The organism is Paenibacillus rhizolycopersici, assembly GCF_014947195.2.
Lineage (GTDB): Bacteria > Bacillota > Bacilli > Paenibacillales > Paenibacillaceae > Fontibacillus > Fontibacillus rhizolycopersici.
Map to the genome: position 1 here is coordinate 496,571 of NZ_JADCNN020000001.1, position 17,886 is coordinate 514,456.

Annotated in this window: 17 protein-coding genes; 11 read left to right on the forward strand and 6 right to left on the reverse strand. The window is 57.0% G+C overall.

Annotation, left to right across the window (positions count from 1 at the left end):
* Positions 1 to 35: 35 nt before the first annotated feature.
* The 3 genes from IM700_RS02155 to IM700_RS02165 are packed head-to-tail and all read right to left on the reverse strand — an operon-like array spanning position 36 to position 3,310.
* Positions 36 to 1,133, reverse strand: coding sequence for an ABC transporter permease (locus tag IM700_RS02155; protein WP_204801104.1), 1,098 nt, complete (start codon positions 1,131 to 1,133; stop codon positions 36 to 38).
* Positions 1,130 to 2,149 carry an ABC transporter ATP-binding protein gene (locus IM700_RS02160; protein ID WP_193415485.1) on the reverse strand — a complete coding sequence of 340 codons (1,020 nt, stop codon included), beginning with the start codon at positions 2,147 to 2,149 and terminating at the stop codon, positions 1,130 to 1,132. Before IM700_RS02160 ends, IM700_RS02155 begins: the two co-directional genes overlap by 4 nt.
* Positions 2,150 to 2,152: 3 nt before the next feature.
* A complete protein-coding gene (locus IM700_RS02165; protein WP_193415484.1) occupies positions 2,153 to 3,310 on the reverse strand; it encodes a COG1470 family protein in 1,158 nt (385 codons plus the stop codon).
* A gap of 157 nt (positions 3,311 to 3,467) precedes the next feature.
* On the opposite strand from IM700_RS02165, the gene IM700_RS02170 reads away from it, so the two are divergent.
* The 3 genes from IM700_RS02170 to IM700_RS02180 all read left to right on the forward strand — a co-directional run bounded on the left by IM700_RS02170 (position 3,468) and on the right by IM700_RS02180 (position 5,879).
* Positions 3,468 to 4,076: an RNA polymerase sigma factor gene (locus IM700_RS02170; protein WP_155606522.1), complete on the forward strand. Its 609-nt coding sequence runs from the start codon at positions 3,468 to 3,470 to the stop codon at positions 4,074 to 4,076.
* On the forward strand, positions 4,054 to 4,986 hold the full coding sequence (locus IM700_RS02175) for an anti-sigma factor (protein WP_193415483.1): 933 nt from the start codon (positions 4,054 to 4,056) through the stop codon (positions 4,984 to 4,986). The genes IM700_RS02170 and IM700_RS02175 overlap by 23 nt, the downstream gene beginning before the upstream one ends.
* A gap of 107 nt (positions 4,987 to 5,093) precedes the next feature.
* Positions 5,094 to 5,879 carry an MBL fold metallo-hydrolase gene (locus IM700_RS02180; protein WP_193415482.1) on the forward strand — a complete coding sequence of 262 codons (786 nt, stop codon included), beginning with the start codon at positions 5,094 to 5,096 and terminating at the stop codon, positions 5,877 to 5,879.
* A 421-nt stretch (positions 5,880 to 6,300) separates the two neighbouring features.
* Here IM700_RS02180 and IM700_RS02185 read toward each other — a convergent pair whose 3' ends face one another.
* Genes IM700_RS02185 through IM700_RS02195 form a run of 3 tightly spaced genes read right to left on the reverse strand, consistent with a single transcriptional unit; the run spans position 6,301 to position 9,063 of the window.
* Positions 6,301 to 7,104: a Cof-type HAD-IIB family hydrolase gene (locus tag IM700_RS02185; protein ID WP_193415481.1), complete on the reverse strand. Its 804-nt coding sequence runs from the start codon at positions 7,102 to 7,104 to the stop codon at positions 6,301 to 6,303.
* Positions 7,105 to 7,133: 29 nt separating this feature from the next.
* On the reverse strand, positions 7,134 to 8,027 hold the full coding sequence (locus tag IM700_RS02190; protein WP_193415824.1) for an EamA family transporter: 894 nt from the start codon (positions 8,025 to 8,027) through the stop codon (positions 7,134 to 7,136).
* Between the two features lie 31 nt (positions 8,028 to 8,058).
* Entirely contained in the window at positions 8,059 to 9,063 is a 1,005-nt protein-coding gene (locus tag IM700_RS02195; protein WP_193415480.1) for a lipoate--protein ligase, read from the reverse strand.
* 258 nt (positions 9,064 to 9,321) lie between these two features.
* Between IM700_RS02195 and IM700_RS02200 the strand changes: the two genes are divergently transcribed.
* The 8 genes from IM700_RS02200 (at position 9,322) to IM700_RS02235 (ending at position 17,810) form a co-directional block, all read left to right on the forward strand.
* Positions 9,322 to 10,416, forward strand: a complete 1,095-nt coding sequence (locus IM700_RS02200; protein ID WP_193415479.1) for a pyridoxal phosphate-dependent aminotransferase — start codon at positions 9,322 to 9,324, stop codon at positions 10,414 to 10,416.
* A gap of 130 nt (positions 10,417 to 10,546) precedes the next feature.
* Positions 10,547 to 11,290, forward strand: coding sequence for an adenosylcobinamide amidohydrolase (locus IM700_RS02205; protein ID WP_193415478.1), 744 nt, complete (start codon positions 10,547 to 10,549; stop codon positions 11,288 to 11,290).
* Positions 11,290 to 12,258 carry an adenosylcobinamide-phosphate synthase CbiB gene (gene cbiB / locus IM700_RS02210; protein WP_193415822.1) on the forward strand — a complete coding sequence of 323 codons (969 nt, stop codon included), beginning with the start codon at positions 11,290 to 11,292 and terminating at the stop codon, positions 12,256 to 12,258. The genes IM700_RS02205 and cbiB overlap by 1 nt, the downstream gene beginning before the upstream one ends.
* A gap of 89 nt (positions 12,259 to 12,347) precedes the next feature.
* Positions 12,348 to 13,079 (forward strand): histidine phosphatase family protein, encoded by a 732-nt coding sequence (locus tag IM700_RS02215; RefSeq protein ID WP_193415477.1) that lies wholly within the window; start codon positions 12,348 to 12,350, stop codon positions 13,077 to 13,079.
* Positions 13,072 to 14,007, forward strand: coding sequence for an LLM class flavin-dependent oxidoreductase (locus tag IM700_RS02220; protein ID WP_239483503.1), 936 nt, complete (start codon positions 13,072 to 13,074; stop codon positions 14,005 to 14,007). The genes IM700_RS02215 and IM700_RS02220 overlap by 8 nt, the downstream gene beginning before the upstream one ends.
* Before the next feature lie 596 nt (positions 14,008 to 14,603).
* On the forward strand, positions 14,604 to 15,959 hold the full coding sequence (locus IM700_RS02225) for an extracellular solute-binding protein (RefSeq protein WP_155607610.1): 1,356 nt from the start codon (positions 14,604 to 14,606) through the stop codon (positions 15,957 to 15,959).
* 118 nt (positions 15,960 to 16,077) lie between these two features.
* Positions 16,078 to 16,968 (forward strand): carbohydrate ABC transporter permease, encoded by an 891-nt coding sequence (locus IM700_RS02230; RefSeq protein WP_155607609.1) that lies wholly within the window; start codon positions 16,078 to 16,080, stop codon positions 16,966 to 16,968.
* Between the two features lie 17 nt (positions 16,969 to 16,985).
* Complete coding sequence (locus tag IM700_RS02235; RefSeq protein WP_155607608.1) at positions 16,986 to 17,810, forward strand: carbohydrate ABC transporter permease; 825 nt, start codon at positions 16,986 to 16,988, stop codon at positions 17,808 to 17,810.
* Positions 17,811 to 17,886 lie beyond the last annotated feature (76 nt).

Sequence of the window (17,886 nt, forward strand, 5' to 3'; positions counted from 1 at the left end):
GAAATATTCAGCGGCTTCTTTGCGTACGATTTCGGTTAGCCTCTCGACCGCACTTCCTGGCGCATGAACAGGACGTAGGACAGGCCGAAGCAGATCATCGTGGCGGCGAGCAGTCCGGTCAGCTGCGGCCAGATCAGCAGCAGGCTTTGGCCCAGCGACAAAGGGCTGGCGATTGCACCCACGAGCTGGTCCATTGTCAACGGCCCCAATGCGCGGACTCCGGGGGAAAGCATCGTCGAGATCGTCTCCGAGAACAGCTCCGTCGGAGACAGGCGGTTCAGCGTCAGCACGAGGTTCATTTGCCGCAGCTGCGCATCCGGCGTCGCCATCTGGGAGACGGCCGTCGCGCTGTCGATCATGTTGATGATCATGCTGTAGAAGATCGTAAAGAACAGCCAAATGGCAATGGACGACAGCGCCGACGTCGCTGCCTGCCGGAAGCGGATCGAGAACAGGATCGACAGGCATAACCAGAAGCCGATGTATACCACCGCTATCAGCAAAAAGATGAAGATGCGGGCAAACTCCTCCGGCGTTGGCGGGTAGCCGATCGTAAACAAGCCAAGCCCCATCACGAGCAGGCCCAGTGAAAACACGACGACGGCGATCATCGCCAATGCCGAGACGAACTTGGCTTTCAGAAAATCGTCGCGGTAAATCGGCTGCGACAGAAGGCGGCCTAACGTCCCTTTGTTCCGTTCGGAGTTGACGGCGTCGAAGCCGAGCGTGATGCCGATCAGCGGTCCTAGCCAGGACAGGAATGTAGAGAAGGAGGGTACCGCCAGCGCCGAACTGGTTAGAGTATACATTTTCAGGAACAGGAACGTATCTCCCGCCCCTCCGTCAGCCGCGCTGCCGCCCGATCGAATGGCCGTGACGGCCGAATAAATCGAGCCAATACAAGCCAGCACGATAATGCCCATCAGGATCCCGAACCGCCAACTGCTCAGATGATCGCCGATTTCCTTCTGCACCATGACCCAAAAGGAGGAAAACGAGCGTTCCCGGGGCGGATCAGCTTCGCCGGCGGGACGCAGTTCCGCCCACTGTCTTCTTGCGCGCTCCCGCCATTCGTTCAGGCGCAGCAGTTCCTTCGGCGAACGGCCGTCGGCCGCTTTGTTTGGCTGCATCATTGCTCACCCCTTCTTTCGAAATAACGATGATAGATATCGTCAAGCCCGTACTCCTTCCGGCGGATGTACACAAGCTCCGCGTCCCCGTGAATGACGGCATCGGCAATTTGGGCGGTCAGGTCGCGCTCGCATACCACGGTTGCGGTCACGCCCCGCTCAAGCTCGTCGTCGCCTTGAACCGGGTAGCGGATGCCGCGGACGCCTTCCAAACCGGCGATGTGCAGGGCCAACTCCTCCGTCCAGCCTTTGGCGCCAACCTCGACGTAGACGTTGCCGTCCGCGTCCAACTGCTTGGATAAGGAGCGGATGTCGCCGGCGGCGATCAGACGGCCTTCGACGAACAAACCGACGCGGTCGCAAATTTGCTGGACCTGATGCAGGTGGTGCGAGGATAGCAGTACCGTCAATTTCTCGTCGCGGCTCAGCGAGGAGATGAGGGCGAGCAGCTCCCGTACCCCTTCGGGGTCGATCCCGAGCGTAGGCTCGTCGAGAATGATGACCTCCGGGTTTTTGATGAGCACGTCGGCCAGACCCAGACGCTGCCGCATCCCGCGGGAGAACGCCCCGACCTTTTTACCGGCGTTGTCCGCAAGTCCGGTTTTCTCCAGAAGGGCTTTGGCGCGCTGGAGGGCCTCTTGCTCCGATACGCCGTTGAGCCGTGCCGTGTACATGAGATTATCCAGTGCCGTCCGGTCCTCATAGAACCCGACGTCATCAGGCAGATAACCAACCTTCCGCTTGACCTTAAGCGCCTCGCGCGTCGGATCGAATCCGCAGATTCGTGCATGCCCCGAGGTCGGATCGGTCAGCCCGAGCATCATCAGGATCGTTGTGGTTTTCCCTGCGCCATTGGGACCAAGCAATCCGAAAATCTCCCCGCGGGCGATGCTCAAATTCAGATGATCGACAGCTGTGGCCTCGCCGTATTTCTTGGTCAACTGCACCAGCTCGACGACCGGACGTTCGCCGTTGGCCGATGGGGTGGGTGTCATACGCATACCGGTCTCAGTAACCATGGATTATCTTCTCCCGTATTTCCGGAACAGGTAATAGATGCCGCCACAAACCGCCAGTATGATGAGAACCCCCACCCATCCCCATAATACGGACGATTTCACGGTCACCCGCAGATCGGCGTTCGCGCTTTTGTTTGCGGAGGAGGCGGTCAGACTGACCACGTAATCCCCGGGGAGCGATTTCTTGCTCGACTTGATCGTGGCTTGGACCTGCTTGCTCTCGCCCGGCGCGATCGATGTGATCGACGAAGGTTCGAACGACACTTCCCAATCCGTTGGCGCGGACGAAGAGAAGGAGAGGTCTTGCAGCTCGGCGGAACCGGTATTTTGAACGACAAAGGTCAGCTTGCGTTCGGAACCCGCCCCCACGTCAGTGCTAAGCCGATCATCCGTCGTGGAAAATTTCATATCGTACGTTCCCGTCACGACGGCTTCAATCTTGGCGTTGGCGGTTGAATCGCCGCTTGTAGCTGCAATCGGGATTTCGTACTTGCCGGCTTTGATTTGTTCAGGCGGCTTCACCTCAATCGTAATCGTCTTCTCGGCATTGGGTTCGACTTCGACCGAAGTTACGCTGTTGCCGTCGGCTTTAAAGCGGACGTCCCAGCCTTGCTCGGCTTGTGCGCTGAAGGCATAGGTCTGTTTTTGCGTCGTCCGGTTGCGCAGCACCGCGCTGTACGTGAAAGTGGAGTCGGAATGGCCTTCCATATTAGCCTGGTCCAAGGTTAACTCGGTTTTGAAGGTGCCCTGCTCCGAGACGTTGACGACGAGCGGCAATGTGACATCGTCCGCTTTGAGATTGAATACGTACCGGCCTTTGTTGACTTGCAGCGGTACGTCGAGGTCGAGGTTGAAGGTTTGGGTCTCTCCGGCCTTTACCGCCAGGCGCGAGACCTCGCGGCCGCCCGCGGTCAATTCGTATTTCCAGTCCTTGCTTTGCGAATCTAAAGAGAGGTTGGCTGATGCCGTGCTTCCGCCATGATTGACGAGATCGATCGTATACGATACGGATTCGCCCGGCGCTGCGGACCACTCTAAGTAAGGTGAGTAAAGTTCCAACGAACCGGCCGCCGAGGCTCTGCCAACCCCGGATAGAGCACCGCCTACGGCCGTGATCACAATGAGCAGCAGGAACGCTGCTTTTCGAAAGGTTTGATGCATCTTTTATACCCCCTATGAAATATTGATGTTCATCAAGGGTACGCACGAAACGACGCCTTGGATTTATTCCGAGCAAAAAAAATTGGGGTTTTCAAGCGAAACCATTTTTGGTAAAACGGGAGGTAAGAAGAGGAGAAATTTTGCGGGAGGGACAAACATGGACCTGCAAAATGAAGAGATGACCTGGCGTCTGCGCGAAATGTGCGAAGGTTCGGTGTCGGCATTTGATGCGTTTTACGCCTGTTATTCTCCTTTTGTCATGCAGGTGGCCGGCCGTCTGGTTGGGGAGCGGATGGAGGCCGAAGATATTTGCCATGAGGTGTTTCTGGAGGTGCTGCGACGCGGACAGGACTATGATCCGTCACGCGGTTCGATCAAGGCCTGGCTGGCGGTCATGACCCGGAGCCGCAGCCTGGACCGCTTGCGGCGTAAAGCGCGGCTGGAGTATCCAGGCGACGAGGCCCTGCTCCGGGATGCGGTGGACGAAGACGGCTCCGGCGAGAGCGAAGCCTTGTCGCGACTGGAGCGGGAGGCGCTCCGCACGGCGATTTACACCCTGCCGGAACCGCAGAAGAGGGCGATCGTGGGTTCCTATTTCGCCCTGCAGACCCAGCGCGAGATGGCGGAGGCCTGGAGCGTGCCAATCGGTACCGTGAAGTCCTGGGTGCGATATGGCCTGAATCATTTGCGCAAGCAGTTGGAGAAGCAGGGTTGGGGAGAATCGCTGGAAGGAGGGAACGAGCATGAACGGGCAAACCGGCGATAATGCTCGCAAAATCAACGGGGCGGAGCACGACGGCGTATGTGTTCGGATGTATACCGAGCAGGAGTGGATCGATTGGCTGCTGGGGACAATGGCGGAGACGAAGCGCTCTGAAATGGCGAAGCATTTGGACACCTGTGCGATCTGTCTGGGGCAGAAAACGTATTGGGAGGACGTCCTGGGGATTGCAGGCGTTGACGCATCACAGACGGACATGCCAGGGATACCCGTTAGCGGAGACCCGAAGCCGGCGCTAGTCATGCCGGTGCAACCAGTGCGAGTGCAACCGCACCTCCAGGAGCAGGCTGTCACTTCTTCCACTCAGCGTATTGACCCGTGGGCAGATGCCCTTCCTTCTGAACGAATTCGGCGCAGCCTGCGTCGCCGGGTGAGAGGAGTCGGGTGGCGACGTCGGGCGTTACGCTTGCTATCGGTACGCTGGAAGTGGACGGTGTCACTGGCTGCAGCCCTGATGGTGCTGATGGGCTTGGGATACGCTTTGGATCATCTGAACCAACCCGAAGCAGGTTGGGACCGTTATGTGCAAACGTACGAGCCGGAAGCCCTATCGGTCCTGTCCAAGCCGGATACGATCTCTTATCCGATCGCCATGGGCCGTTTGGAGCCGGAAAACGGGAGGGTGTGGTACAACGCCGCCACCCGGGAAATGCTCATGCTGGTTGGCGGGTTGGTCCCGGACAAAGGTCAAACCATTCGCGTCTGGATCGTGAAGGAAGGCGCGCGCGACAGCCTGGGATTGCTGCAATATCATGCGAATCGGGCACATCTTTACGTCAAGGACAAGACGCTGAATGTCAATGACGATTTGGAGCTGACGATCGAGCCGATATCTGGTTCGCCGGACATGTATAAGGACTCGAATTCCATCTCGCTGGATTTGCTTGGACGATAATTACTGTGCGCATAAGACGTAGTCAACCCTCAAGACAGACTGGTCTCGATGGCGGGAGATTTCGTAAAAAATAGACAAGTGGCTCGTCAGGAGGGAGACGTTTCAATATGGATCAGCTCGAGTTTATCGGCACCGGGGATGCGATGGGGGTTCCAAGGGTGTATTGTGATTGTGAGGTTTGCGCGGAAGCGCGAAGCACCAGCGGCGTGAATCGGAGATATCGCGCTTTAGTCGCGGTAGAAGGTGATGAAGGCAGCTTCCTGATTGACTGCGGCCCGGATTGGCGGACCGGCATGGAACGTAGAGGACAACGTTTTACCGAGCAAATTCTGGTTACGCACGCCCATTTCGACCATATTGGCGGACTGCCCGAATGGGCGGATGCTTGCCGTTGGCTGGGGAGACGGGGACAGCTGCACGCGCCGCAGGAGGTGCTGGACACGATCCTTCGGCAATATCCGTGGCTAGGCGGTCATTTAGATCTGCATGCCGTTGGCAGCGAAGGGACCCGGCTGGCCGGGTGGCAGATCCGCGCGTGGAAGGTGTTCCACGGCAAGAACGGATTTTCGTATGCGTACCGATTGGAGAAAGGCTGCTTCGCCTGGGCCTATTGCTCCGATTCGATCGCTTTACCGGAGGAGCAAAAGGAGCCGTTGCATGGTCTAGATCTGTTGGTACTGGGCACGAGCTTTTATCATGAGTTGGCGGAGTTCGCGACCCGGTCGGTGTATGATGTAAAGGAAGCGCTCGAGCTCTTGAACGAAGTTCGACCGACACGAACGGTGTTTACGCACCTGTCGCACGACCTCGACCTTCGGCGCGATTATGGATTGCCGGAGGGCGTGGCGTTTGCTGCGACGGGGATGAGGGTACTGCTGCAGACGGGGGAGTGATGGCGGATTGGGCGTCCGGGTGAATGTCCGAGCAGATGTTCAAACGGATGTTCGAGCAGATGTTTAGGGAGATTTCCGAATGGTTGTTCAAGCGGATATCCGAGCCGTTCCGAAGCGGGGGCCGAGGGGATGTCTTCCGAGCTCCGTTCCCTGTAGGCATGAGGTTAATGTATGCGAAAAATCGAATACAATTTACCCGCTACCGATACTTTCTGCCGAATGTATGCGAAAATTCGAATACATTTCACCCACGTCAGGTCACTTGGACCCAATGTATATGAAATTTCATGCTTATTCGTCCCAATCGGGTGCAAAAGCCCTGAATCTATATGAAAAACCGAATAGATTTCGAGTTTTGGGCGTTTTGCAGCAAATGATAAACGAAATTTCAGCTAAAAAAAAACTAACTGGAGGAATCCAGTTAGTTTTTTGCATTTAACACAAACTGATCGATCACGTGCTTCACGCCGTCCTCGTTGTTGCTCAGGGTGACGAAGTCGGCGATGTCCTTCAATGCGGGGATGGCATTGCCCATCGCTACGCCCAGGCCAGCAGCCTCCAGCATCTCATGGTCGTTCCACGAATCGCCGATGGCAATCGTTTGCGACAAGTCGCAGCCAAAATGGGCCGCCAGGAAACGCAGGGCATGGCCTTTCGTGCCTTCCGCATGCATGATTTCCAGGAAATTCGGCTTGGACTTGGTGATATGAACGCCGTCCCCCAGCAATTCGCGCAGCTCCGGCGCGATTTGGTCCAGGTAATCAGGCTCGTCGATGATCAGCATTTTCGGCGTTGGCTGGGCCACCAGCTTGGCGAAATCCGGCTCCACGTAATACCGCGTCCGGTTTAGCGTGGTATAGTCGATAAGCTTCTGGTTCTCCTCGCGGGCGTACAACTTGTCGTCGATGTACGTTTGCAGGTGCAGGTTGCGCTCGATGCAGTATTCAAACAGTTGGCGCGCCGCTTCCATCGGGACGTAACGCTCGTAGAGCACTTTTTCGTCCATCAGATTTTTGACCAGCGCTCCCTGGTACGTAATAATCGGCACGTTCAGCCCGGTCTGACGGGCGATCGCTTGGGCCGAAGCGTAGGCGCGGCCAGTTGCCAGGGTAACGACTACCCCCTTGGACACCGCTTGCTCCAACGCCTGCTGCGTTGCAGGAGTAACCTCTTTGTCGTCATTAATTAAGGTATCATCGATATCGATGGCAATCAGTTTATACATGGTTTCTCTCCTTTTGGAATGATCTCTCTCTAACCGGCGGATTTCAATTCCGCGAGCAACATACCGCCTAAAATGCACATACAGCCGATCCCTGCCGCCAAACCAAGCCGTTCGCCTCCGAAAAGCACGCCGGTCGCCGCGGCGAACACCGGCTCCATGGCGAAAATGACGGCGACCCGGGAAGGGCTGGTAAACTTCTGAGCTACCGTCTGAATCCAAAACGCGAACGCACTGGTCGGCCCGATCGATACGAGTAGCGCAAGCCATACCTCCGGCTGCATCAGTTGACCGGCCGTTTCGGTCCAAGAAGCCGAACGTTCAAACAGCAGCGATCCAGCCGCGCTGAGAACGCCGACGACCAACATTTGCAGCGATGCTAAAGGAAGCGCCGGATAACGGGGAGCAAACACGCCGGTGTAGGCGACATGCAGCCCAAAGGCAATGGCGCATAAGAACACGAGGGCATCGCCGCGATTCAAAGCCAGACCCTGGGTACCGGCGAACGCTAGCAGATAGAGTCCGGCGGCGGCCAGCAACGCGCTTATCCAGGTGAACCGGGAGATGCGATGCTTCAGCAGCCAAAATGACAAAAAAGGCACGATGACGACGGACAATCCTGTAATGAACCCTGCGTTCGAGGTGGAGGTATACAGCAAGCCGACCGTTTGAAACGAATAGCCGAGGAACAGGAACAAACCAAGCAGCGCCGCATGTCCCGCCATACTCCAGGATAATTGCTTCCATTCCTGCCGATAAAACACGGCGATGATCAAAGCGAGCAGCAGCGCCGCCCCGATAAAGCGGATGGCGTTAAAGGCCAGGGGCGGGAGCACCTGCACCGCATGTTGAACGATCAGGAAGGTACAGCCCCACATGAACGCGACGAACAACAGGCCCATATCGGCCAGTCGGGTCCGGTTTATGGCGGGCTTTTTCAAAGATAGGGCAGGTTCGTTATTCTTCAAGGAATACCAGTCCGATAAAGTCGTCCAGCTCCAGATTGCCGAAGTAGTGCTTCACCTCAATGCCAGCTAAAGCTTCTCGCACAGCCGAATCCTCGTATTTCACGCCTCTCAGCTTGTCCTCGATATCCGCCACGTCGCCGACGCCAAAGAAGTCCCCGTAAATCTTGATGTCTTGAATGTGTCCGTCTTTGATGTTCATGCGCAGATCGATGATGCCGACCGGAAATTTCTTGGCATGCTTCACGTTGCTCTCCGGCGACAAACCGTAATTCCAATCCCAGTTTTTATAGCGCTGAGCGGAAATCTCACGGATCTTCGCCCAGTCTGCTTCCGTCAATTTATATTGAGGCACGGCGTTCGGTTCCATGCCAAAAATATGCCGCAGCAACTCGGCGCGGAATTCCTCAATTGTCATTTTGCGGTCCAGAAAGTCGATGATGTTGGCGACCCGGCTGCGTACGGATTTGGTACTTTTCGATTTGAACTTCTCCGGATTGGCATGCAGCGAAGCCTGTACGTTGTCCAGGTTTAGGTTAAACATCAACGTGCCGTGGCTGAACATGCGGCCTCGCGTGGCGAATTGGGCATTGCCGGAAATCTTTTGCTCCCCGACCTGAAGGTCGTTGCGTCCGGTCATCTCCGCATTCACACCCAGCGATTTCAATGCCTGCACCACCGGCTCGGTAAACTTGCGGAAGTTGTGGAAAGACTCACCGTCGTCCTTGGTAATGAAGCTGAAGTTCAAATTCCCGAGGTCGTGGTATACCGCGCCGCCTCCGGAAAGCCGTCGCACGACTTGCACGCCGTTCTCCTTGACGTATTCCTGATTGATCTCCTCGATGGTGTTCTGGTGCTTGCCGATAATGATGGAAGGGGCGTTGATATAGAACAGCAAATAGCTGTCGTCCTCCAGCGGCAAATGTCTCAGGGCATATTCTTCGATGGCCAAATTGACGGATGCATCGGTAATGCCTTCGTTATCAATAAACAGCATGGTTCTCCATCCTCCTATTTGCGGCCGGACGCCTGAATCTCAGGCCCCGGTATGTAGTCTTACACGCATATGAATTTATTGTAAACCAATTGATGTCGAAACCAAAGAGGGAGCAGGGATATTTGGTGAAAAAGAACCGAATAGCTTCCTTATTGACGGGAGGTGACCGGGAACAGATAATGGGGACACCTGAACTTTTTTGGAGAGAAAAGAATAACGTGCATTGATGCAAGGAGCATAAGGAAAGAGGGATCAGTCATGGAGTTGGAAGTTTACGGCCACGGCGGCGACCTGGTGACGGCTTCGGCCCGGTACGGCGTGGCGGCGGGAGAATGGACGGATTTTAGCGCGAACATTAATCCGCTGGGGCCGCCGCCGGGGTTGCTGGATGCCCTTCGGGAGGCGCTGCCGGGTATTGTGCGTTATCCGGATCCCGGACATCGCAAGCTGGTGATGCAGTTGGCAGCCCGCCTTCAAGTGGAGGGGGATGCATTAGTCGTCGGCAACGGGGCGGCGGAAAATATGGCGTTGGCGCTGCTTGGACTCGCCCCGGAGAAGGTCGGGATAGTAGAGCCTTGCTTCTCCGAATACCGCACCCTTTCGGAACAGTTTGGCGCCGAGGTGATGTCGGTGTTCGGGACAGAGGAGCGGGCGTTTAAGGCGGCGCCGGAGGAGATTGAAGGGCTGATTCGTGAAACGAATTTGACGTTCATCGGGCAACCCAACAACCCGAACGGGGTGCAATATGGGATGGACGAGCTGCGGCGGTTCGCCGCGGCAGGAGAGAGATACGGCACGTACGTGGTGATAGATGAAGCGTTTATCGACTTTATCCCGGAACCGGAGCGCCGAACGTTGCTGCCGGAACTGGGGGAATATCCGCATCTCATCCTGATCCGGTCGATGACGAAGTTTTACGCGATCCCGGGCCTCCGGCTCGGGTTTGCGATCGCGCATCCGGAGACGGCCCGGCGCATGCGGGACAAGCAGGTGACCTGGAGCGTCAATTCGTTGGCACTGCTGGCGGGGGAGTTTTGCTTGGGGGCGGACGTTTCGTACGAACGAACGACTATGGAATTGGTGAAGCAGCAGCGCGATCGGCTGATGGGTGAGCTGATGCGGCTGGGCTGCCAAACTTGGCCAGGCGAAGCGAACTTCCTGCTTGTCCGGGTACCGGAGCCGTGGACGGCCGAATCGATACAGACCGCGCTCGGACGGCGCGGCGTGCTGGTGCGCAGCTGCGCGATGTACCCGGGGCTGACGGAGCGGGACATTCGGCTGGCGGTGAAGGACGAACCGGCCTGCGGCAAACTGCTGCGGGAGCTGGAAGCGGTGATGGGGGAAGCGTTGTAGGGGAGAAGCGGTGAGGAGAATTCAAGAGGAACGGGATGATTGGGATTCCTGTGAATTCCTGACGGTAGGGATGAATTGAACGAGTATCGTTTGCGATTGCGCAAGACGTGGATTTGGGAGGAAGGGAAGAATGACGATCGAGATGCCTTTTATGGAGGCGAACCCGGGCAAGGTTTATGCATCTGAAGCCTGGCCTGGCTTGAAGCTGGAATACGGGGAGCGCCATTTGTTGCTGGAAGCCCCGCAGGAGATGGACGGGCTGAGCAGCGCGGTGTATGGCGGCGGCTTCGGCAAGCTTAGCCGAATGGTCAACATCTACGTAGACCGGCATTACCGCTGCGATGACCCAGCGCGGGATATCGCGGATCTGCTGGGGCAGTGGGGTTATCCGGCTGAAGGAACGGCCGGGCTGCTGACGGCGGTGCCGATGCGCTACGCGGCGGTGGCGGAGGAGCGGGGAGGCGATTTCGCCGTCTTCTGCTGCGCGACGGCGGGAGCTTCGAATGCCGCGCGGGCCGGCGTTCGGCGGACGACGTTCCCGGCCTCGTGGACACCGGGAACGATTAATGTGCTGCTGGCCGTGGACGGACGGCTGACGCCGGCGGCGATGGTCAACGCCGTGATGACGGCGACGGAGGCCAAGACGGCCGCGCTGGGCGAACTCGGCGTGCTGGACGCCGAGAACGGGCTTGCGGCCACCGGCACCACGACCGACGCGGTCGCGCTTGGCGTGAGTCAGCGGGCCGACTGGCCGCTGCTGCACGCTTACGCGGGCACCGCGACGGACCTGGGCGGCACGGTGGGCCGCCTGGTGTACGCCGCCGTAGGCGCGTCGCTGCGCGCAGCGGCCGCAGGCGCGGGAGCACGCCGATGATGGCGGCGTGGTGGGTGTTGCCGGTCGCGTATGCGCTCGACCGGCTGCTCGGCGATCCGCGCTGGCTTCCCCACCCGGTGGTGGGGATGGGCAAGGCGATCGCCGCGCTCGAGGCGGCCATCCGCCGCCTCGTTCCGCCCCGCCGCTATCGGGCGGCGGGGGTGCTGCTGCCGCTGGTCGTCGCCGGCGGCAGCTTTGTCTTGACCTGGGCGCTGCTGCGCTTGCTGGCCCAGGTCAGCCCGTGGCTGGCGGCCGCAGTGGAGGCCGCCCTCATCTGGACGACGATCGCCGCCAAAGGCTTGCGCATGGCTGGGATGGACGTGGCCGGGCACCTGCTGCGCGGTGACCTGCCTACCGCCCGCCGCGCGCTCGGCATGATCGTCGGGCGCGACACGGCGCACTTGGATGCGCCGGAGATCACGCGCGGCGCCGTCGAAACCGTCGCCGAGAACATCGTCGACGCCGTCGTGTCGCCGCTTGTTTATGGCCTGCTGGGCGGTGCCCCGCTGGCGATGGCATACCGGGCGGTGAACACCCTCGATTCGATGGTCGGCTATAAGAACGACAAATACATCGATCTCGGCTGGGCTTCCGCCCGGTTGGACGATATCGCCAATTACATCCCCGCCCGGTTGACGGCGCTGCTGCTCTACGTCGCAGCATGGGCCTTGCGGTTGGATGCCCGCGGCGTCTGGCGAATGGTACGCCGCGATGCCGCCAAGCATCCGAGCCCGAACAGCGGCTACCCGGAAGCGGCGGTGGCCGGGGCTCTAGGCGTACGCCTTGGCGGGGAGAACTCCTACCACAGCGTCGTCTCGTTCCGCGCCTATATGGGCGACAAGACCCGAGAGCTGGTTCCCGAGGACGTAGCGAAGACGGCGAAACTGATGTTCTGGGCGGCGAATGCGATGGTAATCGTAGGAACGGGGATATGGATTGCGATCACCGGCAATTGGACATGGATTTAATCGGAATGGGAGACTCGATTCGTGAATTAGCGGCGGGCCTTGAGCTTGAACTTAACTTTGGAGGGGAATGGCCTGGGAGGTGAACGTGAATGAACGTGGAATGGTGGCTGGTTCGTCATGGCCTCACGGCCTGGAACGCCGAACGCCGGTATCAAGGGCATAGTGATCTCCCCCTGCTGCCGGGTGAAGCATCGGGCTTGGCCGAGCTGCGCCGGGAACTGGCGGGGGTCGATTTCGCGGCGGTGTATGTCAGTGATTTAAGGCGCTGCCGCGAAACGTTAGCCTGGGCCCGTCCAGACTTACTGGACGGCGCGCAGCAGGACCCCCGCCTGCGGGAAATGAATTTCGGCCGGTGGGAGGGCCAGACGTATGAGATGCTCAAGGACAACGAGCGTTACCGTACTTGGATCGACGATCCGCAAGCCGCAACGCCACCTGACGGCGAATCATGGCAGGCTTTTGAGGCACGTGTGTCGGGGGTGTGCGGGGAATTCTTAACGAGGACGGAAGCGTTAGCGGGATCCGACTCTATCTCCAACTCCAACTCCAGCTTTGGCAGTTTGGCAAACGTCCGATTGCGGGAGACATTCCCGCCGTCAGCGGTTCGATTATATCCGTCTTTGCCGCTAACCGCATCACAGCCGCTTGAACCCACCCGTTTGCTCATCGTCACCCATGGCGGGGTTATCTCATTGATCTGTTCACTGCTTCAACCGAATTTGAGTTTCTGGGACACCCGGGTTGGGCCGGGCGGCGTGAAACGTTTGTACTTTCGAGAGGAAGGGGAACCTGAGGTGGAGAAGGAGGCGTACGATGAATGATTCTGAGATGAAGCTGAAGCTAAGGCTAAAGCTTAGCGTGCTGGATTTGGTTCCGAAGCTCCCGGGGACTAAGGCGGAAGCGGCACTTGAACAAGCCATCCGGTTGGCCCGGCAAGCGGAAGAACTGGGATATCTGCGGTACTGGACGGCGGAACATCACGATATGGAGGGTCTGGCCAGTGCGGCGCCAGAGGTGCTGCTGTCAGCGATCGGAGCGGCTACCCGCCGGATCCGTCTTGGATCAGGAGCCGTATTGCTGCCGCATTATAGCCCGCTGAAGGTAGCGGAAAACTTCCGGCTCCTTGCGGCCCTCTATCCGGGGCGTATCGATCTTGGGATCGGGAGAGCTCCCGGCGGGGAGGCGCATGCGGCGATGGCGTTAAGCGGTAATTTTCTGGAACGGGTAGCTCGTTATCCGCAGCTAGCGAAGGATCTCTCTGACTTGCTTGCGGATCGTTATCGCTACGACGATCATCCCGTTACTGCTCGGCCAATTCCCCATCTTCCGCTCGATCTATGGATGCTTGGCACTAATGTCAAAAGTGCATGTTATGCGGCCGAACTCGGAACGGGTTACGTCTTCGGTCAATTTATGAGTGAAAGCGATGGGGGAGAGATCCTGCGGACCTATCGTGAAACCTTCCGCCCTTCCTTGCACCAAGCCCAGCCAACGACGATACTTGCCGTTAGTGTCATTTGTGCAGAGACGAAAGAGCAGGCGGAGACCCTAGCGGCGAAGGCGGCCGAAGGATTCCTCGCCCGCGGAGGTTCGCCTTTCCAAGGGCTTGTCGGGACAGGGCATCAGGTCCGCGAACAGCTGCAGAACATGCAACGCGAGTGTCTTAACGACGAGTTTTTGATCGTCTCGCCGATCCCCGATTACGAGGAGCGGTTGCGTTCCTATCGGCTTCTTGCCGATCCGTGCTGATGTTGAAATGTTGCAGAATGTACAACATTTTACCCTGATCCACCGGGGTTCTAGCTATAATGTTGCAGAAAGTGCAGCATTTTTGCGACAGAGCGCCCGATTTGCTGTGAAATGTTGTACAAAATGCAACATTTTGAGGGCGGCAGTCCCATGCCGGCTAATAATGTTGCAGAAAATGCAACATTTTTGCAGCAGAACACCTAATTGCTGTGGGTGTTGTACAACATGCAACATTAGTCGCACTTCCCCCGGGGCTCCCGATCCTACCGCACCCACCGGGCCCACCACCGCACCTACCGCACCTACCGCACCTACCACGCCCACCGCGCCCCCCCATGCCCCCCACGCCCACCGCATCTACCGATCCCCCCGCACCCCCCGCGCCCCCCGCACCCCCTCGCCCTACCACGTCCTGCTGCATCCACGCCCTCGCCCTGCGCTGTGCATTCCGCTCCACCCCTATTCCCAATTCCAAGGAAACAGGGGAAATTCTACATTCCTAAAAAAAATCAACCGGATATCCAAAGTTCGCGCCTTGTTGAAAGCGCTTAAAGGCGAAATAATGGTTTTATCCTAAACACAGGGGGCATGATTCAATGGTCAATAAGAAGCTATGGAAGAGAACTTCGGCAATCGCTTTAACCGCCGTGCTGGCGCTGAGCTTGTCGGCATGCGGAGGCAACGCGGCGAAGAACAATGCAGCGGCGAACGAGCCGGCCGGAAACGGGGCGAAGAGCGGGAGCGGCGGCGAGAAGATCACTATCACGTTCCAGAACATTTATCCAGACCCGGCTACTCCGTCCTATAAAACGATCCATGCGCTGGTTGAAGAGTACGAAACGGCGCATCCCAACATCCATATCGAACTCGACACGCTGAATACCGACCAGCAAAAAATCAAGCTCAAAACGCAAGCCGCATCCAAAGAAGTTCCGGACATTACGATCGTGAACCCGGCGGCGCAAATGAAACCGTTCGTGGACGCCGGCCTGCTGGCGCCGCTCAACGACATGCTGGACCAAAACGGCCTGAAGGACACGTACCAAGCGGGATTGCTTGATTACTACAGCTTTGACGGCAACGTGTATGCCCTGCCGGACGGCAACAATATCGAAGTGGTTTATTACAATAAGGAACTGTTCGAGCAAGCCGGCATCACCAAAACACCGGAAACGTTCGATGAGTTCCTGGCTGACGTGAAGATCTTCAAAGAAAAAGGCATCACGCCGCTGGCGATCGGCGAGAAGGATTCCTGGACCGGTTCGTTCCTGTTCATGAACATCCTGCTTCGTACGAACGGCGGCCCTGGGTTCCTGCAAGACGTGATGGACGGCAAGAAGACGTTTGAAGATCCGGCCTTCATCGAAGCCGTCGACAAGTTCCAAGAGCTGGTGCAAGCCGGCGCGTTCCCGGACGGCGCAACCTCCATTGACGCAACGGCGGGCGGCAACATCTTCAAATCCGGTCAAGCGGCGATGTGGGTGATCGGATCCTGGGAAACCGGCGCCATCGATGCTTCGTCTGTAGCTGGCAAGGTCGGCGCATTCCAATTCCCGACTGTGAACGGCAAGGGCGATCCAAACGAGTTCATGCTCGCACCGGGCAGCGCGTTTGCGGTATCGGCGAACAGCGAGCATTTGCAGGAAACAAAGGACTTCTTGAACTTCTTTACGCTGAACTTCCCGAAGAAGCAATTTGAGAACAAAAACGCCGTAGGTCTCGGCCAAAAAGTCGACGGCGACCTGAAAGCAGCCGGTTACTCCGACCTCGCCATCAACGTGGCTGAATTGTTCAACCAAGTGAAGGGCGGCGACCTGGCGTTTGACAACACGATGAATCCGGCAACCGCGCAAGTCCACCTGAGCAGCATCCAAAACCTGTTTGTACAGAAAGTGGAATCCGCTCAAGTAGCCAAAGAACATCAAACCGCCTTCGAAGCCAATAAGCAATAATGAACTAACCCTACCGTATAAAAACTAAAAAGTTACCTTTCCATCGATGCGAAGCAGCCTTATGAGCATTCGTGCCAGAGCGCTTCTTCGCATCGCATTTCTATTGGGGGGCGGAGAGATGAAAGTACTGAAGGTGCCTGCACGCACAATAGCCGTCTTCGTATTGCCTTGTCTGTTGTTGTATGTGTGCCTGGTGTTTGTTCCCATTGTCGTATCGTTTGGGACCAGTTTATTGAATTGGGACGGGATCACCACTGCGAAATTTACGGGGTTATCCAACTTCCGCGACATGTTCTGGAACGATCCAGTCTTCTGGCCGTCGGTCAGGAGAACGTTGCTTTATGCGGTAGCTTCCATGTTGGAAATTCCGCTTTGCTTGTTTTTCGCCATTTTGCTCAGCCGTTATTTGAAGAAGGGAAATACGCTGGCGTCGATTTATTTTACGCCGGTGATTTTATCGGTCGTTATTATCGGACAACTCTGGAAAACCATCTATAACCCGACCTCGATGGGCGGGATGTTGAACGGCGTGCTTATTGCCCTCGGATTGGACAGTTGGACGCATAACTGGCTGACCGAGCCGAAGATCGCCATGTTCAGCTTGTACTTCGTGTCGTTGTGGCAGTATTTCGGCTACCACCTGTTGATCCAATACACCGGGGTGCAGAACATTCCGGACGAAATTTATGAAGCCGCGAAAATCGACGGGGCGGAAGGCTTCAAAGCAGATCGTTACATCACGATGCCGCTAATCGTCCCGATTTTTAAAATATCGATCGTCTTGGCGTTTATCGGCTCCCTGCAGGCGTTTGACCTCGTGATGGTCATGACGGCCGGCGGTCCGGCGCATGCTACCGACGTCATCTCCACGCATATGTACAACAGCTCGTTCCTGTCCTTAAAGTACGGGTACGGCAGCGCGATTGCCACGTTCCTGGTTCTGTTGTGCCTTGTATGCACGGCGATCATCAATTCCATCTTCAACAAGCTCGAGAAAAAATACAGCTAGCCAAGGAGGCGAGGTCCATGCGCAAAATCAAAAAGGGAATCGTGTATCTGCTCTTTGCGATTCCGGTTGTTACTCAGCTGTACCCGCTGTTGTGGCTGCTGCTGTATTCCTTGAAGACGAATGAGGAGATCATGAGCGGGAGCTTCTTCGCCTTGCCTAAGGCGCTGCAGTGGCATAATTACAAAGATGCTTACGAGTCCGGCAGCTATTTGAAATATTTATCGAACAGCGTGATGGTCACCGCGATCACCATGATCTGCGTCATCCTCCTGAGCTCGATGGTGGCGTACGCGATTTCACGTTTCCGCTGGAAGTACGGCGGCTTGGTCATGACCGTCTTTCTGATGGGGATGATGATCCCGATGCAGGCCACGCTGTTGCCGCTGATGGTGATTTTCAAAAACGTTGATATTCTGAATACCCATCTGTCGCTCATATTGCCGTATATCGCTTTCTCCACCCCGATCGCCGTCTTTATTCTCAGCGGGTTCATGAAGAGCATCCCGGCGGAAATCGAGGAGTCGGCTTTTATCGACGGGGCGAGCATTTACCGGATCTTCCGCAGCATCATTATTCCCGTGTCCGTGCCGCCGATGATGACGGTGTGTATCCTTACCTTTATCACGATCTGGAACGAATATATTTTGGCCGCGACGTTTATCTCTTCAGAGAAGCTAAAGACCTTACCCTTTGGGGTATATACGTTCGTCAGCCAATATTCCGTCAACTACGGGGCGATCGGCGCTTTCCTCGTTATGGGCGCACTGCCGGTCATTCTGATCTATTTCTTCCTGTCGAACCAGATTACGAAAGGGATGGTTGCAGGGGCCGTCAAAGGTTAAAGGGATTATCTTGCAAAATAGGGAAGCGGACTTATAATGGAGGAGCAGCAGGACACGAGGATGGGAGGGGGAAAAC

What these genes read in the sequence shown, in the direction of transcription:
- IM700_RS02230 (WP_155607609.1), top strand. Translation starts at nt 16,078, where the DNA reads ATGAAAGTACTGAAGGTGCCTGCACGCACAATAGCCGTCTTCGTATTG.
- IM700_RS02175 (WP_193415483.1), top strand. Translation starts at nt 4,054, where the DNA reads ATGAACGGGCAAACCGGCGATAATGCTCGCAAAATCAACGGGGCGGAG.
- IM700_RS02225 (WP_155607610.1), top strand. Translation starts at nt 14,604, where the DNA reads ATGGTCAATAAGAAGCTATGGAAGAGAACTTCGGCAATCGCTTTAACC.
- IM700_RS02160 (WP_193415485.1), bottom strand. Translation starts at nt 2,149, where the DNA reads ATGGTTACTGAGACCGGTATGCGTATGACACCCACCCCATCGGCCAAC.
- IM700_RS02220 (WP_239483503.1), top strand. Translation starts at nt 13,072, where the DNA reads ATGAATGATTCTGAGATGAAGCTGAAGCTAAGGCTAAAGCTTAGCGTG.
- IM700_RS02200 (WP_193415479.1), top strand. Translation starts at nt 9,322, where the DNA reads ATGGAGTTGGAAGTTTACGGCCACGGCGGCGACCTGGTGACGGCTTCG.
- IM700_RS02170 (WP_155606522.1), top strand. Translation starts at nt 3,468, where the DNA reads ATGGACCTGCAAAATGAAGAGATGACCTGGCGTCTGCGCGAAATGTGC.
- IM700_RS02185 (WP_193415481.1), bottom strand. Translation starts at nt 7,104, where the DNA reads ATGTATAAACTGATTGCCATCGATATCGATGATACCTTAATTAATGAC.
- IM700_RS02180 (WP_193415482.1), top strand. Translation starts at nt 5,094, where the DNA reads ATGGATCAGCTCGAGTTTATCGGCACCGGGGATGCGATGGGGGTTCCA.
- cbiB (WP_193415822.1), top strand. Translation starts at nt 11,290, where the DNA reads ATGGCGGCGTGGTGGGTGTTGCCGGTCGCGTATGCGCTCGACCGGCTG.
- IM700_RS02195 (WP_193415480.1), bottom strand. Translation starts at nt 9,063, where the DNA reads ATGCTGTTTATTGATAACGAAGGCATTACCGATGCATCCGTCAATTTG.
- IM700_RS02235 (WP_155607608.1), top strand. Translation starts at nt 16,986, where the DNA reads ATGCGCAAAATCAAAAAGGGAATCGTGTATCTGCTCTTTGCGATTCCG.
- IM700_RS02215 (WP_193415477.1), top strand. Translation starts at nt 12,348, where the DNA reads ATGAACGTGGAATGGTGGCTGGTTCGTCATGGCCTCACGGCCTGGAAC.
- IM700_RS02155 (WP_204801104.1), bottom strand. Translation starts at nt 1,133, where the DNA reads ATGATGCAGCCAAACAAAGCGGCCGACGGCCGTTCGCCGAAGGAACTG.
- IM700_RS02205 (WP_193415478.1), top strand. Translation starts at nt 10,547, where the DNA reads ATGACGATCGAGATGCCTTTTATGGAGGCGAACCCGGGCAAGGTTTAT.
- IM700_RS02165 (WP_193415484.1), bottom strand. Translation starts at nt 3,310, where the DNA reads ATGCATCAAACCTTTCGAAAAGCAGCGTTCCTGCTGCTCATTGTGATC.